The following is a 15,772-nucleotide window of genomic DNA, read 5'->3' on the forward strand; positions in this document are numbered from 1 at the left end:
CTCAGGCCGCACAGTCGGGGCACGGGTAGCCGCGCGCGGCCGCGAGTCCGGAGAGCAGTCCGCGCAACCGGGCGCGTCCGCGGTGCAGACGCGACATCACCGTGCCGAGCGGGATGTCGAGGACCGTGGCGATCTCCTTGTACCGCAACCCTTCCACGTCGGCGTAGAACACGACGAGCCGTTGGTCGACGGGCAGTGCGGTCAGCGCGGCGCGCACGTCGTCGTCGCCGAGTGCCTCCAGTGCGGTGATCTCGGCCGAGGGCAGCCCGGTGGCGGTGTGCGCGGCCTCCGAGGCGAGTCGGGCGTCGGTGACCTCGGCGCTGACCTCGGTGGGGCGCCGCTGAGCGGCGCGGTAGGAGGAGATCCAGACATTGGTCATGATGCGCAGCAGCCAGGCCCGCACGTTGGTTCCGTCGGTGTACGAACCGAATCCGGCGTAGGCCTTGGTCAACGTCTCCTGCACGAGATCCTCGGCGTCGGCGGCGGTGACGGTGTAGCGGCGGGCCGCCCGGTAGAGCGTGTCCATCAGCGGCAGCACGTCGCGCAGGAACCGGGTGGTGCGGTCGTCCGTGGTCGCATCGTCGATCGTGCTCATGTGAGCAGCAAAGCACCTCAACCAGAGTTGAGGTCAAGCGAATAAGCGACGTTACGGTCGAGGGACCGCGAAACCCCACGGCAACTCGAGCCGATGGGACGCCAGAAGCTCGGTGTCGGACAGCAATTCGGCGATCGGGCCGTCGGCCACCACGACGCCGGCGTCGACGATCACGGCGCGTTCGCACAGCTGCGCGGCATACGGCAGATCGTGGGTGACGATGATCGTCGTCGCCTCGATGGTCGCCAACGTCTCGGCGAGATCGCGCCGCGCGACGGGGTCGAGGTTGGCCGACGGTTCGTCGAGCACGAGGATCTCGGGTTCACACGCGAGCACCGTGGCCAGTGCCGCGCGCCTGCGCTGCCCGGCCGACAGATGGGTGGGGCTGCGGTCGGCCGCGCCGGTGAGCGACACCGTCGCCAGGGCTTGATGCACCCACCGGGTCAGTTCCTCGCCGCGCACACCGAAATTGGCGGGCCCGAACGCGACGTCCTGGGCGACGGTCGGCATGAACAGCTGATCGTCGGGGTCCTGGAAGACCAGCCCGACGCGCCTGCGGATGTCGGGCAGCGTGGTACGCGCCACGGGCGTACCGCCGATGTGCACACTGCCCTCGGTCGCCCGCAGCACACCGTTGAGGTGCAGCATCAGCGTGGTCTTACCCGCACCGTTGGGTCCGAGCACCGCGACCCGCTCCCCGGCCTCGATGGTCAAGTCGAGTCCGGCGAGTGCGACGTGGCCGTCCGGATAGACGTGGCGCAGTCCCTCGATGCGGACCGCAGGCGCCGTCACCGCACCACCCAGGCCGAAGCGGTCACCGCGACGGCCGCCGCGACGGGCAGCAGGGCGGCCGCCCACTGGTGCGCACGTGCACCGGGCGGGGCGCCGACGGCGGCGAGATCCGGTGTGTGACCGTCGAATCCGCGGGACAGCATTGCGAGGTGGACCCGCTCGCCGCGTTCGTAGGACCGCAGGAACAGCGCGCCGACGCCAGTGGCCAGCGCGCCGGCCTGGTGCAGCGCCCGCGGTGAGTCCCCGCGCGAGATCCGGGCGGTCCGCATGCGGCCCGCCTCGGCCGCCAGCAGGTCGACGTAGCGGATCATCAGTACGAGCACCGAGGTCATGACGGCCGGTACCCGCAGTCGGCGCAGCGCGGCGGGCAGTTCGGCCGCCGGGGTGGTGGCCGCGACGGTCAGGGCGGCGGCCACGCCGAGTGTGCCCTTGGCGACGATGCCCCACGCCGCGTAGAGGCCGGGGATCGACAGCGACATTCCGGCGATCTCGGTACGCTCACCGCCTTCGGTGAACGGCAGCAGCACAGCCAGCACCACGAACGGCGCCTCGATGAGCATGCGGGGCAGCGCCCAGCGCAGCGGCATCCGGGCGCACCACCAGACCGCGACCACGATCACCGCGAAGACCGCGTACGGCCACACCGTCTCCCGCGGGGTGGCCACGACGGCCAGCACGAACGCGACCAGGGCGACGATCTTCGTCTCGGCGGGCATCCGGTGCACCGCGGAGTCCCCGTGCCGGTAGAGCGGATGTGCGCCCGCGCCCACGGTCACCGCCCGTCGCGGCGGGCGCGCGCGATGAACCAGAACAGCGCCGAACCCGCGGCGGCCGTCACGAGCACGCCGAGCACCCCGGCGACACCGTTGGTGCCCTCCCGGCCGCCCAGGGTGTAGTCGGCGAGCGGTGAGCCGGCCAGCGCGTGGTCGTCGGCGTGCCGGGCGATGCAGTCACCTCTCAGCGCTTCGCCCTCGGCGGTCTCGACGACCTCACAGCCGCGCAGCGTGGTGGCGTCCAGACCGTCCGGGCTCGCGCTCGCGACGTAGGACAGCCCGCCGGCGATCACGAGAACGACCGCCGCACACCCGATCCAGAAGAACCTGCTCACGCCGGCACCGTCGCCCGGGTGCGCCGCAGCAGGTAGACGAGGTCAGGACGGACCCGGGCGACGGCCACCACGGTGATCGCGGTGATGACGCCCTCGCCCACCCCGATCAGCGTGTGCGTACCCGCCATGTAGGCCAGCACCGCGCCCAGCGATGCGGGCGCCGCCCCGCCGATCGAATACTCGATCACGAACCCCATTGCGGCGCATACGGTTCCGATCATCGCGGCGGTGAACGCGATGACGCCCAGCGCCGTGGTCGACACCTCGGCCCTGCGGCGCGCGACGGCGTACAGCGCCACCGCGGTGCCGTATCCGGCGGCGACACCGATCACCGCCATGTTGGTGATGTTGGCACCCAGCGCGGTCACACCGCCGTCGGCGAACAGCAGTGACTGCACGGTGAGGACCAGCGCGATGCACAGCGCACCGGTGTACGGGCCGACGAGGATGGCGGCCAGGGCGCCGCCGAGCAGGTGTCCGCTGACGCCGGGCAGGATCGGGAAGTTGACCATCTGCACGGCGAACACGAACGCCGCGACCAACCCGGCCAGTGGGACCGCGCGCTCGTCCAGTTCCGTGCGCGAGCGCAGGACGCAGAACCCAAGGGCCGCAACCGCTATCGCAGCAAACAGCAGCGACGTCGGGGCGTTGACGATGCCGTCGCTCATGTGCATGGCGACGTGGTCGACGGTCACCCCCCGAGCGTAGGACCGGTACGCATATCTGTCCAGGTGAACAGATGTTCAGGAGTGCGGCGGGCTCAGGCGCGGACTCAAGGTAGCGTCCGGACCAGTTCGTGCAGCCCGTCGCGCGCCGATGCCACCTCGTCGCAGAGCCGACGCGCGTCGGTGTAGAGCGCGCCGTAGAGCGCCCATTGATCCGGCAGGTCCAGGCCGTGCAGGTCGGCGACGCGGCCGAGCGCCTCCAGCGCCGCGTGGCACTCGCCCGCCTCGGCCGCGAGTGGGTGTCCGCGCCGCAGATCGTCGACGACGTGGATGGCGGCCGCGGCGGTCACCGCGGCGCGCACCGCCGACAGCACGAACGCGAAACGCCGGAGGAACTCGCCGTGCGGTGAGCGCTGCCGCGCCGCCTCCCCGTCGGCCGATTCGGCGATGCGTGCCAGCCCCGCGGTCACCGAGCGCAGCTGTTCTGTGATGCGCTCGACGGCGTGCACGGTGATCCGGTAGCCACCGAAGGTGGCGCGGCGCCGTGTGACCACGCGGCGGGGGTTGAACTTCGACGTCTCATAGGCGTGGTCGATGGTGGCGCGGGCCTGCCGCGCCAGCCGGGGCAGCTCGTCACCGCGCCTGCGCCAGTCCCGGGCGGCGTCACCGTCGGGCACACCGTCCTCGAGCCCGGCCACCATGTCCCCGAGCAGACCCGCCACCGCATCGCAGTAGGCCTCGACGGCGGCCGCGGCACTGCGGTACCGCAACGGCGGGGCGATCAGCAGGTTGACGCTCACCGCGATGACCGCGCCCAGCAACACCATCCCGGCGAGGTCGCGGATCAGAACCGCCGGGGAGCGGCCGGGCTCGGGCATCGTGAACACCCCGTAGGCGAAGATCGCCGCGACCGTGACGTTGAACCCCTGACTGCCCAACCGGTGCCAGCGGCCGATCAGCATCGTCACGGCCAGGATGGCCGGGAACAGCCACAGGGTGGGGCCGAGCGGATACACCACCGCCCCGACCACGCCGATGCCGACCAGGACCGCGGCCGTGTAGTGAACCGCCTTCTCGACCGACTCGGCGATCGTCATGTGCATGAGCAGCATGGCGGTGAACGCCGCGAACGTGGGATAGCTGGAGTGGAAGACCCCGCTCGCCAGTGCCCACGCCAGCGAGCCCGCCACGACGGCCTTCACCAGCATGCGCCAGGTGTCGCCGCCCATGTCGATTCCCGGGAAGGCCCGCAGCAGGCGCCCGCCGATCCGAGCCATCCGCACCTGAGCCTCCCTCCGACGTGAACGGTCGACTGTACGGACCGCGCCACTCAGCCGTGCCGGGCGCCGATCCAGTGCAGCAGGTCGTGGACGGTCTCGTCCTCGAGTCGATAGCTGACCGCGCGCCCCTCCCTCGTCGAGCTCACCCAGCCCTGTTGCCGGAGCACCCGAAGTGCTTGAGAGACGGCGTTTTCGGAACGGCCGAGCGCGGCGGCCAGATCGCTGACCCGGATACCGGGGGCGCGGTGCAGGCAGAGCAGGATCTCCAGCCGGTGCGGGTCGGACAGCAGGTCGAAGCGCTGCGTCCAGCCGCCGGTGTCGACGTCGGCCAGCGCCGAGGTCGCCCGCTCGACCTGCGTGTGATCACCGGGTTGCTCCACCGGTGTCAATCTAATCCAGGAGCGTCCGGCGTCGGCGGGTCAGTCCAGGAAGCCGTGCAGCAGTGCGGCCGACCCCGCGATGTGGGCCCGCATCGCGTTCTCCGCCGCGCCGGTGTCCCCGGCCAGGATCGCGATGACGATCTCGTGGTGCTGTTCGTCGGAGTGGGCGATGTTGCGGGTCAGCAGCGGGATCTGGTCGAGCATCGCGTTGAGCCGCATGCGGTTCTCGGCCACCAGCGGCACCAGCGACGGCGAACCGGCGGCCTCGGCGATCGCCAGGTGCAGCCGCGAGTCGAGCCTGCGGTAGTCCTCGGGGTCGGCGGCGCGGACGTCGGCCAGCCGCGTCCACAGCTCCTCCCGCTGCGCCGAGCTCAGGGTTCGGCCCGCCGCCATCCGCGCCGCGCCCACCTCGAGGATCTCGCGCAGCCGCAGCGCGTCGTCGATCTCGGCGCCCGTCAGGCCGCGGTCGACTCCGGTGTGCCGGGGCAACTCGTCGGCGAGGAAGGTGCCGCCGTAGCGGCCCCGGCGCGACACCAGGTAGCCGGCGTCGGCCAACGATTTGATCGCCTCACGGACGGTGTCGCGGCTGACGCCGAGCCGCGCGGCGAGTTCCCGTTCGGGAGGCAGGGATTCGCCGGGTTCGAGCACACCGAGCCGGATGGTCTCCAGCAACCGGCCGACGGTGTCCTCGAACGCGTTCCCGAGCCGGACCGGGCGCAGCAGCGTCTCGCTGGCGGGCAGCGGATCCGGCTCGGGGTTCACGATGGCCTACAGCGGGGTGACTACAGCGGGGTGACGTAGTGGCCGGTGATACCGCCGTCGACCAAGAACGTCGACCCGGTGATGAACGACGCGTCGTCGCTGGCCAGGAACGCCACCGCAGCGGCCAGTTCCCCGGGCTCGGCGAACCGCCCCATCGGGACGTGCACCAGCCGTCGGGCGGCGCGCTCCGGGTCCTTGGCGAACAACTCCTGCAGCAGCGGGGTGTTCACCGGTCCCGGGCACAGCGCGTTGACCCGGATTCCCTGGCGCGCGTACTGGATTCCGAGTTCACGGGACATCGCCAGCACGCCGCCCTTGGACGCGGTGTAGGAGATCTGCGAGGTCGCCGATCCGTTGACCGCGACGAACGACGCGGTGTTGATGATGGACCCCTTCTGCGCGGGCACCATGTGGCGCAGTGCGGCCTTGCAGCAGAAGAACACCGACTTGAGGTTGATGTCCTGCACCCGGTCCCACGCGTCGATCCCGGTGACCTCGATCAGATCGTCCTCGGGCGGGCTGATGCCCGCGTTGTTGAACGCGATGTCCACCGAACCGTGGGTCTCGGCCGCGGTGTCGAACAGCGCGTCCACCGCCACCTGATCGGCGACGTCGACCTGGACGAAGGTGCCGTTGAGATCGTCGGCGACGGTCTTGCCGGTCGCAGGGTCGATGTCCCCGATCACGATGGTCGCGCCCTCGGCGGCCATCCGCTTGGCGGTGGCCAGGCCGATGCCGCTGGCACCGCCGGTGATGACGGCGACCTTGCCGGCCAGCCGCTGGGTCAGGTCCATATCAGCTCTCTTCCGTGACTGCGAAGAACACGTTCTTCGTCTCCGTGAACGACAGGGGGGCGTCGGGGCCGAGTTCGCGGCCGAGACCGGACTGTTTGAAACCGCCGAACGGGGTGTTGTACCGGACCGACGAATGCGAGTTCACCGACAGGTTGCCCGCTTCCAGTGCCCGCGAGACCCGTACGGCCCGCGACAGGTTCTCGGTCCAGATGGACCCCGACAGACCGTAGGGGGTGTCATTGGCCAGGGCGAGCGCATCGGCCTCGTCGTCGAACGGCAGCACCGTGACCACCGGTCCGAAGATCTCCTCGGTGACCGTGCGGTCGGTGCGCTGCGGGGTGAGCACCGTCGGCGCGAACCAGTAGCCGCGTCCGTCGGGTGCGCTGCCGCGGAACGCGACGGGCGCGTCGTCGGGCACGTAGGACGCCACCGACTCCCAGTGCTTCTTGCTCACCAGCGGGCCCATCTCGGTGTCCCGCGCCTGCGGGTCGCCGACCTTCACCCCCTTGACGGCGGGTTCGAGCAGTTCCATGAACCGGTCGTACACCTTGCGCTGCACCAGGATCCGGCTGCGTGCGCAGCAGTCCTGCCCGGCGTTGTCGAAGACGCCGTAGGGCGCGGTGGCCGCGGCCTTCTCCAGATCGCAGTCGTCGAAGACGATGTTGGCGCTCTTGCCACCCAACTCCAGGGTGACGCGTTTGACCTGCGCGGCGGCCCCGGCCATCACCCGTGTGCCGACCTCGGTCGACCCGGTGAACACCACCTTGCGCACATCGGGATTCGTGACGAAGCGCTCCCCGACCACCGAGCCGCGGCCGGGCAGCACACAGAACAGGTCGGCGGGCAGACCCGCCTCGATCGCCAACTCGCCGAGCCGGATCGAGGTCAGCGGCGTCCACTCCGCGGGTTTGAGCACCACCGCGTTGCCGGCCGCGAGCGCGGGTGCGAACCCCCACGCCGCGATCGTCATCGGGAAGTTCCACGGGGTGATGACCCCGACCACGCCGAGCGGTTCGTTGAACGTGACGTCCAGTCCGCCGGCCACGGGAATCTGCTTGCCGGACAGGCGTTCCGGACTCGCAGAGTAAAACTGCAACACGTCGCGGACGTGACCGGCCTCCCATTCGGCGCTGCCGATCGGGTGTCCGGAGTTGGCGACCTCGAGGGCGGCCAGCTCGTCGACGTGCGCATCGACCACCGCCGCGAACGACCGCAGGGCGGCCGCACGTTCGGCGGGTGCGAGCCGCGCCCACGTCCGCTGCGCCGACTTCGCCCGCGCCACCGCGTCGTCGACCGCCTCGACGTCGAGGAGTTCGACGGTGCGCAGCACCTCCTCGGTCGCCGGGTTGATCACCTCACTGGACGTCACCTACTGGGTCCTTTCCATCGCATATCGGCCCGCGGCTTCTACCACCGCGGCGAACAACCGCAGATCGTCGAGCCGTTCTTCGGGATGCCATTGCACGCCCACCACCCACTGATCCGGGTGGCTGTCCCGGTCCAGCTCGACGGCCTCGATCACCCCGTCGTCGTCGCGCGCGCTGACGAGCAGACCGTCGCCGACCCGGTCGATCGCCTGGTGGTGGTAGCACTGGGCGTCGGAGGTCGCGCCGATCAGATCCGCCAACCGGGTGCCCGGTTCGGTCCACACCGCCGAGGTCCCGAAGACGGCGTTGCCCTTCTGGTGATGGGTGTGGCCGATGACGTCGGGCAGGTGCTGGAACAGCGTACCGCCCAGCGCGACGTTGAGAACCTGTGCGCCCCGGCATATTCCGAGCACCGGGACGCCGCGCCTCAGGGCCTCCTCGAGCAGCGCGAACTCCCAGGCGTCGCGGACGCGGTCGGGTTCGTCGGTGGTGGAGTGCGGCGTCTGTCCGTAGCGCGCGGGGTCGACGTCCTTGCCGCCGGTGATGATCAACCCGTCCAGACCGTCGAGCACCCGCGCGGCCGCCCCGGAGTCCACGGGCTGCGGCGGCAGCAGCACCGCGACGCCCCCGGCGAGGTTGACGCCCTGAAAGTAGATCGCGGGCAGGAAGCTCGCCTGCACATCCCACACACCGGTCTGGGCCTGCTGCAGGTAGGTGGTCATTCCCAGGACGGGGCTACGTGATTCAGAGCCGCTCAAAGCCGCGCACCCTCTCCCAATCGGTCACCGCGAGGTTGAACGCGTTGAGTTCCACCCGCGCGTAGTTCACATAGTGGTCGACGACGTCGTCACCGAACGCCGCGCGGGCGATCTCGGACCGCTCAAAGAGATCGGCGGCCTCGGCCAACGTCGTCGGCAGGCGGTCGGCGCCGCTGGTGTAGGCGTTGCCCGTCACGGGTTCGGGCAGTTCGAGTTCGTTCTCGATGCCGTGCAGACCGCCGGCGATCAGCGCGGACACCGCGAGGAACTGGTTGACGTCGCCGCCGGGCGCCCGGTTCTCCATCCGCATACCGGCACCGTGGCCGACGACGCGCAGCGCGCAGGTCCGGTTGTCGAAGCCCCACGCGATCGCGGTGGGTGCGAAGCTGCCCTCGGCGAACCGCTTGTAGGAGTTGATGTTCGGGGCGTAGCACAGGGAGAGCTCACGCATCGTCGCGAGCTGGCCGGCGATGAAGCTGCGGAACAGCGGCGACATCCCGTCCTCGGCGTCGTCGTCGGCGAACACCGCGGAGCCGTCCGAACCCCGCAGCGAGATGTGGATATGGCAGCTGTTGCCTTCGCGCTCATCGAATTTCGCCATGAACGTCAGGCTCTTGCCGTGCTGGTCGGCGATCTCTTTGGCGCCGTTCTTGTAGATCGTGTGGTTGTCGCACGTGACTCGCGCGTGGTCGTAGCGGAAGCCGATCTCCTGCTGGCCGAGGTTGCACTCGCCCTTGACGCCTTCGCAGTACAGCCCTGCGCCCTCCATGCCGAGCCGGATGTCGCGCAGCAGCGGTTCCATCCGCGTGGAGGCCAGCATCGCGTAGTCGATGTTGTAGTCGGTGGCAGGCGTCAGGCCCTTGTACCCCGCGGCCCACGCCGCGCGGAACGAGTCGTCGAAGACCATGAACTCGAGTTCCGTTGCGGCATAGGGCACCAGATCGCGTTCGGCGAGCCGGTCGATCTGGTGATTGAGGATGCTGCGCGGGGCCTGTTTCACCGGACGCCCGTCGGTCCACGACAGGTCCGCCATCACCAGGGCGGTGCCGGGCAGCCACGGCACCAACCGCAGCGTGTCGAAGTCCGGGGTCATGACCATGTCGCCGTAGCCGGTCTCCCAGCTGGAGATCGCGTAGCCGTCGACGGTGTTGTTGTCGACGTCGACGGCGAGCAGGTAGTTGCAGCACTCGGCCCCGTGTTCGGCGACGTCGTCGACGAAGAGCCGCGCCGAGATCCGTTTGCCGGTGAGCCTGCCCTGCATGTCGGTGAACGCCACGATGACCGTGTCGATCTCGCGGGCGGCCACCATGCGTTCGAGGTCGGCCTGCGCCAACATCCCGGATCCGGTCCCCATGTGCGCACCTTTCCCATGGGCCCCGCTGCTGTCGCGGAGCCGACCTTTGGCCAGCGTTGTGCCAGACCTTCCCACGAGGTTTTACACGATCACCATTCGTAAAGGTAGGACATCAGACCTTTGGCATCTTAAGGCCCCAGCGCCGGCCGTGCATCCGCACCCTGCGGGTCAGCACACCGTTCGGTCGGCGTCGACGAGCGGCATGGGCTGCCTGTCGGCCGGTCGGGTCGACACCATGTGGTGCGCCTGCGCGACGCTGTAGGCCACCGGCAGCAGCTCGTCCCGCCCGACGGAACGCAGGTAGGGCGCGACGGCGGGGCCTGCGATCAGCACCCAGTTGCCCCCGGTCTCGCGCGCCTGATAGCTCCACGCCCGCAGCGCCCGGAATCCCGCCACGGACAGGAACGCCACCCCCGACAGGTCGAGGACGCCCGGTCCCCGGCGGGCCACCGCCGGCTGCACGTGGGCGGCAAGTTCCTCAGCCTCGGCGGAGTCGATCTCCCCGGTCACGGTGAGCACCTCGACCGGGCCCTGGCTCCGGACGAGACGCGCGCTGCCGCACTCGATCGTTTCACTGGTGGGGTGGGACGTGAGATCGGCCACCGCACGCGCATACCCATACGCGATCGGGGTATGCACGCTGCCGTGAAGAGCATGGTCACAGCGCGACAGTCCGTTTTCCCCTCCGTCAAACACGGCGGGTCCGCTCGCGGTAGGGTCTAAGCGATGTGTGGAGCCACCGGCGAGGTACGCCTCGACGGAAGAACCCCTGACCTAGCCGCAGTCTCGGCGATGGCCGAGACGCTGTCCCCCCGCGGCCCGGACGGCGCGGGCGCCTGGTCGCAGGGCCGCGTCGCGCTCGGGCACCGTCGCCTGAAGATCATCGACCTCTCCGAATGCGGCGCCCAGCCGATGGTCGACTCCGAGCTCGGACTGGCGATCGCGTGGAACGGCTGCATCTACAACTATCAGGAGCTGCGCGACGAACTCCACGGCCACGGATACCGGTTCTTCTCGACCAGCGACACCGAGGTCCTGCTCAAGGCCTACCACCACTGGGGCGACCGGTTCGTCGACCGGCTCTACGGGATGTTCGCGTTCGCGATCGTCGAGCGCGACAGCGGGCGGGTGCTGTTGGGCCGCGACCGGCTGGGCATCAAACCGCTCTACATCAGCGAGGACGCCCACCGTATCCGGTTCGCGTCGTCGCTGCCCGCGCTGGTCGCCGGCGGTGGCGTCGACACCCGGATCGACCCGGAGGCGCTGCACCACTACCTGTCCTTCCACTCCGTGGTGCCTGCGCCGCTGACCATCCTGCGCGGCGTGAAGAAGGTCCCGCCGGCGTCGCTGGTGGCGATCGAGCCCGACGGCACGCACACCACCACGACGTACTGGACTCCCGACTTCACCCGGCACGCCGACCGCAGCGACTGGTCCGAGAAGGACTGGGAGGATGCGGTGCTGACCGCGCTGCGCCGCGCGGTAGAGCGCCGGTTGGTCGCCGACGTCCCCGTCGGGTGTCTGCTCTCCGGCGGCGTCGACTCCAGCCTCATCGTGGGGCTGCTCGCCGAGGCGGGTCAGAGCGGGCTGCAGACCTTCTCGATCGGCTTCGAATCGGTCAACGGCGTCGCCGGTGACGAGTTCAAGTACTCCGACATCGTCGCGCAACGCTTCGGCACCGACCACCACCAGATCCGCATCGACACCGCGCGGATGCTGCCCGCGCTCGACGGGGCGATCGGCGCGATGAGCGAGCCGATGGTCAGCCACGATTGCGTGGCCTTCTACCTGCTCAGCCAGGAAGTGGCCAAGCACGTCAAGGTGGTGCAGTCCGGGCAGGGCGCCGACGAGGTGTTCGCCGGATACCACTGGTATCCGCCGATGGCCGAGCCCGGCGCCGCCTCGCTCGAGGGGTCGGTGGCCAGCTACCGGGCGGCGTTCTTCGACCGCGATCCCGACGCCGTGAACGGGCTCGTCACTCCCCCGTACTTCGCCGCGGGCGATCCGAGCGGCCGCTTCGTCACCGAGCACTTCGCGCGCGAAGGCGCCGCCACCGGGGTGGACCGCGCGCTGCGCCTGGACTCGATGGTGATGCTGGTCGACGATCCGGTCAAACGCGTCGACAACATGACGATGGCGTGGGGTCTGGAGGGCCGCGTGCCGTTCCTCGACCACGAACTGGTCGAGCTGGCCGCCACCTGCCCGCCGGAGTACAAGACCGCCCAGGGTGGTAAGGGTGTGCTGAAAGAGGCTGCGCGCCGGGTGATCCCGGCCGAGGTCATCGACCGCCCCAAGGGGTACTTCCCGGTGCCAGCCCTGACCCATCTCGAGGGTCCGTACCTCGACCTGGTCCGTGACGCGCTGTCCGCACCGGCGGCCAAGGAACGCGACCTGTTCCGTCCGGAGGCCGTCGACCGCCTGCTGGCCGACCCCAACGGGCGGCTCACACCGCTGCGGGGCAACGAGCTGTGGCAGATCGCGCTGCTCGAGCTGTGGCTGCAGCGGCACGGCATCACGGGGCCCGCGGCATGACCAAACTGGACCCGCAGCTGGCTGCGCACATGGATCCCGACAGCGATCACACCGAGGCCATCACCCTCGGGCTGCACGACGCGTCACCGCCCCAGTTGGTGGACAAGATGGACGACGACGTCGTGCTCGAACTCGGTTGGGGCCGACTGATCTTCGGCCAGACCTTCGCCGACCCGGAAAAGCTGAACAAGGTCCTGCAACTCGAGGGCCCCGGCAGGCGCGACATCTGCATCTACGCCCGGGAATCGCACGTCCTGGTCGCGCGCTCACCGTCGGAGTTGTTCATCGACCCGAGCCACACTTACCGGTTGCGGTTCACCGAGGACGACGAGGCCTCGGTCCGCACGCCCATCGGGTTCTCGGTCCGGTCGCTGTCCCAGCCGTCGGACGCCGACGCGATGAACCGGGTGTACCTGCAGTGCGGCATGGTGCCCGCGCCGACCGACGTCATCTGGCAGAACCACAGGGACATCGACGCGATCGACTACCTGGTCGCCGTTCGGGACGACGACGGCAGTGTCGTCGGCACGGTCACCGGTGTGGACCACAAGCTGTTGTTCAACGACCCCGAGGACGGGTCGAGCCTGTGGACGCTGGCGGTGGACCCGACGTCGAGCCTGCCCGGTGTGGGCGCCGCGCTGACCCGCGCACTGGCGCAGTTGTTCCGTGAGCGCGGGCGCTCGTACATGGATCTGTCTGTGGCACATGACAACACCGCGGCGATCGCACTGTACGAGAAGCTCGGGTTCCAGCGGGTGCCGGTGCTGGCGGTCAAACGCAAGAACGCGATCAACGAACCGCTGTTCACCCACTCCCCCGAGACCGTCGACGACCTGAACCCGTACGCACGGATCATCGCCGACGAGGCCATCCGCCGCGGCATCTGGGTCGAGGTGCTCGACGCGGGCGCGGGCGAGATGCGCCTGTCCCACGGCGGGCGCAGCATCATCACGCGAGAGTCGTTGTCCGAGTTCACCTCCGCGGTGGCGATGGCGCGCTGCGACGACAAGCGGCAGACCCGGCGGATCGTGAGCGAGGCCGGGATCACGGTGCCCAAGGGGCGGCTGGCGACCTTCGACGAACAGGACCACCGGTTCCTCGCCGAGGTCGGCGACGTGGTGGTCAAACCCACCCGCGGCGAACAGGGCAAGGGGATCACCGTGGGCGTCGAGACCGGCGAGGAACTCGAAGCGGCACTGGCCCGGGCCCGCGAACAACACCCCGACGTGCTGATCGAACAGCGCGCCCCGGGCGACGATCTGCGGCTGGTCGTCATCGACGGCAAGGTCGTCGCCGCCGCACTGCGGATGCCCGCGGAGATCCTCGGCACCGGTAAGCACACCATCCGCGAGCTCATCGAGACCCAGAGCCGGCGCCGCGCGGCCGCGACCGGCGGTGAATCGCGGATCCCGATGGACAAGGTCACCGAGGGCACCGTCAAGGAGGCGGGCTGGTCGCTCGACGACATCCTGCCCGAGGGCGAACGGCTGCGGGTCCGCCGCACGGCCAACCTCCACCAGGGCGGCACCATCCACGACGTCACGGCCGAGGTGAATCCGGAGCTGTGCCGCGTCGCGGTCGCCGCCGCTGAGGCGATCGGCATCCCGGTCACCGGCATCGACCTGCTGGTGCCCGACGTCACCGGCACCGAGTACGTGTTCGTCGAGGCCAACGAGCGACCCGGCCTGGCGAACCACGAACCGCAGCCCACCGCAGCGGCTTTCGTGGATTTCCTGTTCCCCATGCAGCCCGGGCTGCCGCAGGCGTGGACCCCGGAGGAGACGCCGAACTAGGTCACCAGGTGCTGGTGCGCAGCACGATCTCGGCGGCCAGTTGCGCGGTCGTGTCCGCGGCGTTGCGCCTGCCCAGCAGTTCGACGAGCCGGTAGTCGCCGTAGACGAACCGCTGGCTGGCCTTGGCGACCGACCGTGACGCCGGACTGCTCACCAGCGCTGTGGTGTTCATCTCGACGGGTGGGCAGCCCTCATTGCGCACGAGACCCGCCGGGTCGGGCACGCGCGGGTGGCCGCGGTCGATCACGACCAGGCCGATGAAGCGGTCGAGCCGGGTCGCCGCGAGTTCCCAGGCGAGTTCGCCGCCGTGGCGGTCCCCGACCAGCAGCGCCCACCGGACGTCGAGCGCGTCGAGGATGCCGATGACGGCCGCGCCGGTCAGCCGCGGATCGGCCCCGATGACGACGGTGCGCAGCGAGGCGGTGTGCAACCGCTGGCAGATTCCGTCGTAGGCCGCGGGCGAGTGCTGGGCCGCGCCGAGCAACACCACCGCCGAACCCTGCTCCGGACCCGCCACGTCGACCGGTACCGGGAACCCGTCGACGGTGATCATGGAGGAGAGCACTTGGCCACGCTACCGGCTCGGTCCGCGCGGCGGGTCGGTTTACCGGTGTTGCGCCGATCTCAACCCGCGGCGATGCGTTCGGCCTGCCGGGTGAAGACGTCGACGAACGTGGCGGGCAGTTCACCTTTCGCGGTGATGTCAGGATTCGGTGTGGGAAAGGCGATTCCGAACACCGCCATCGTGCCGACGTTCTCGAAACCGAAATACACGCTGCTGTCCTGCCCGGCCAGCGTCATGGTCTGCCGGTACACCAGCGCATCGGGTCGCGGGGTGTCGATGCGCGTGGTGGTCATCGGGATGCCCGCGTCGCCCGGATCGAAGAACGTCTCGAAGGTGGCGCACCGCGCGGCGGTCGCGGCCAGTTGGTCGACGTCGAGGTTCCAGGTCAGCACGGTCATCACCGAGCGGGCCACGTCGTAGGCGGCGACGTACTTGGCCGCGCTGCCCGGACCGCGCTCGGCGCCGCGCTCGATCACCCGGGTCAGCCCGTCGGAGCAGCCCTCGGGACGGGACAGCATCGGCGGCGGTCCACCGGCCGAGCCGCCCTGGGCCGGGTCGTCGACGATCCGGTCGTACTGCACCCCGGGCGGGAAGTCGGCCGGGGTCAGCAGCACCTTCTCCAGCCGGGCGCCCGGCCACGTCGGGGCGCCGGTGACGGTGGTAGAGCATGCGGCAACCAGGGCGAGTAGTGCCAGTGCGGGCCACCTGGTCATCGCCCCAGGCTACCGACGCGGTGTCCTCAGAGCCGGTCCATCATCCGTGACAGTCGCGCGTGCTCGGTGTAGTCGTGCCGCGAGGGGGGATGCGGCCGCGGTTCGGGCCACAGGGCGGCGAGCCAGGCGGTCACCGACCGGCGGTGCGGCGCCTCCCGCGACGGTGCCCGTAGCGCCGCGGCCGAACCGAGCATCACCTCCTGCTCGGTGATCAGCACCTTCGGCCGGGTCGGGGTGAGCGGAAGGACCTGTGTGGGAAGGATGTTCATGGCAAACGCTCCTGTGTGCGGTGCCGGTGGGGTCCGGCGATGCCA

Annotated in this window: 18 protein-coding genes; 2 read left to right on the plus strand and 16 right to left on the minus strand. The window is 70.0% G+C overall.

The features are described from left to right. Position 1 precedes the first annotated feature (1 nt). The 13 genes from AU194_RS23200 to AU194_RS32295 all read right to left on the minus strand — a co-directional run bounded on the left by AU194_RS23200 (position 2) and on the right by AU194_RS32295 (position 10,551). Positions 2-595, minus strand: a complete 594-nt coding sequence (locus AU194_RS23200) for a sigma-70 family RNA polymerase sigma factor (RefSeq protein ID WP_059091617.1) — start codon at positions 593-595, stop codon at positions 2-4. A gap of 51 nt (positions 596-646) precedes the next feature. Then, complete coding sequence (locus AU194_RS23205) at positions 647-1,387, minus strand: energy-coupling factor ABC transporter ATP-binding protein (protein ID WP_059091618.1); 741 nt, start codon at positions 1,385-1,387, stop codon at positions 647-649. Continuing rightward, on the minus strand, positions 1,384-2,157 hold the full coding sequence (gene cbiQ / locus AU194_RS23210; protein WP_059091774.1) for a cobalt ECF transporter T component CbiQ: 774 nt from the start codon (positions 2,155-2,157) through the stop codon (positions 1,384-1,386). Before cbiQ ends, AU194_RS23205 begins: the two co-directional genes overlap by 4 nt. A 2-nt stretch (positions 2,158-2,159) precedes the next feature. Beyond that, positions 2,160-2,495: a PDGLE domain-containing protein gene (locus AU194_RS23215; RefSeq protein ID WP_059091619.1), complete on the minus strand. Its 336-nt coding sequence runs from the start codon at positions 2,493-2,495 to the stop codon at positions 2,160-2,162. Next, positions 2,492-3,190, minus strand: coding sequence for an energy-coupling factor ABC transporter permease (locus tag AU194_RS23220; protein WP_059091620.1), 699 nt, complete (start codon positions 3,188-3,190; stop codon positions 2,492-2,494). The genes AU194_RS23215 and AU194_RS23220 overlap by 4 nt, the downstream gene beginning before the upstream one ends. Positions 3,191-3,267: 77 nt before the next feature. After that, entirely contained in the window at positions 3,268-4,437 is a 1,170-nt protein-coding gene (locus AU194_RS23225; protein WP_059091621.1) for an aromatic acid exporter family protein, read from the minus strand. A gap of 53 nt (positions 4,438-4,490) precedes the next feature. Next, the gene (locus tag AU194_RS23230) at positions 4,491-4,829 is read right to left on the minus strand and encodes a helix-turn-helix transcriptional regulator (protein WP_059091622.1); all 339 of its coding nucleotides are present in this window, start codon (positions 4,827-4,829) and stop codon (positions 4,491-4,493) included. A gap of 30 nt (positions 4,830-4,859) precedes the next feature. Further along, complete coding sequence (locus AU194_RS23235; RefSeq protein ID WP_059091623.1) at positions 4,860-5,582, minus strand: FadR/GntR family transcriptional regulator; 723 nt, start codon at positions 5,580-5,582, stop codon at positions 4,860-4,862. Between the two features lie 20 nt (positions 5,583-5,602). Continuing rightward, positions 5,603-6,376, minus strand: coding sequence for a 3-oxoacyl-ACP reductase (locus AU194_RS23240; protein WP_059091624.1), 774 nt, complete (start codon positions 6,374-6,376; stop codon positions 5,603-5,605). A 1-nt stretch (position 6,377) separates the two neighbouring features. Then, the gene (locus AU194_RS23245; protein WP_059091625.1) at positions 6,378-7,745 is read right to left on the minus strand and encodes an aldehyde dehydrogenase; all 1,368 of its coding nucleotides are present in this window, start codon (positions 7,743-7,745) and stop codon (positions 6,378-6,380) included. Continuing rightward, a complete protein-coding gene (locus AU194_RS23250) occupies positions 7,746-8,501 on the minus strand; it encodes a gamma-glutamyl-gamma-aminobutyrate hydrolase family protein (protein WP_157576455.1) in 756 nt (251 codons plus the stop codon). Next, positions 8,488-9,855: a glutamine synthetase family protein gene (locus tag AU194_RS23255; protein WP_059091627.1), complete on the minus strand. Its 1,368-nt coding sequence runs from the start codon at positions 9,853-9,855 to the stop codon at positions 8,488-8,490. Before AU194_RS23255 ends, AU194_RS23250 begins: the two co-directional genes overlap by 14 nt. Positions 9,856-10,023: 168 nt before the next feature. Further along, positions 10,024-10,551 carry an STAS domain-containing protein gene (locus AU194_RS32295; RefSeq protein ID WP_082698811.1) on the minus strand — a complete coding sequence of 176 codons (528 nt, stop codon included), beginning with the start codon at positions 10,549-10,551 and terminating at the stop codon, positions 10,024-10,026. Positions 10,552-10,581: 30 nt separating this feature from the next. Here AU194_RS32295 and AU194_RS23265 point away from each other — a divergent pair, with 30 nt between their 5' ends. Both AU194_RS23265 and ngg read left to right on the plus strand, forming a co-directional pair. Next, positions 10,582-12,387, plus strand: a complete 1,806-nt coding sequence (locus tag AU194_RS23265) for an N-acetylglutaminylglutamine amidotransferase (protein WP_059091629.1) — start codon at positions 10,582-10,584, stop codon at positions 12,385-12,387. Further along, the gene (ngg, locus tag AU194_RS23270) at positions 12,384-14,180 is read left to right on the plus strand and encodes an N-acetylglutaminylglutamine synthetase (protein WP_059091630.1); all 1,797 of its coding nucleotides are present in this window, start codon (positions 12,384-12,386) and stop codon (positions 14,178-14,180) included. Before AU194_RS23265 ends, ngg begins: the two co-directional genes overlap by 4 nt. Position 14,181: 1 nt before the next feature. On the opposite strand, the gene AU194_RS23275 is transcribed toward ngg, so the two are convergent. From AU194_RS23275 to AU194_RS23285, 3 genes are all read right to left on the minus strand, one after another. Beyond that, entirely contained in the window at positions 14,182-14,733 is a 552-nt protein-coding gene (locus AU194_RS23275) for an alpha/beta fold hydrolase (RefSeq protein ID WP_059091775.1), read from the minus strand. Positions 14,734-14,804: 71 nt separating this feature from the next. Next, on the minus strand, positions 14,805-15,458 hold the full coding sequence (locus tag AU194_RS23280; RefSeq protein WP_059091631.1) for a hypothetical protein: 654 nt from the start codon (positions 15,456-15,458) through the stop codon (positions 14,805-14,807). A 26-nt stretch (positions 15,459-15,484) separates the two neighbouring features. Beyond that, positions 15,485-15,727: a hypothetical protein gene (locus AU194_RS23285; protein WP_059091632.1), complete on the minus strand. Its 243-nt coding sequence runs from the start codon at positions 15,725-15,727 to the stop codon at positions 15,485-15,487. Positions 15,728-15,772: the final 45 nt, after the last annotated feature.

Source organism: Mycobacterium sp. GA-2829, assembly GCF_001499965.1.
In the GTDB taxonomy this organism is placed as follows: Bacteria; Actinomycetota; Actinomycetes; order Mycobacteriales; family Mycobacteriaceae; genus Mycobacterium.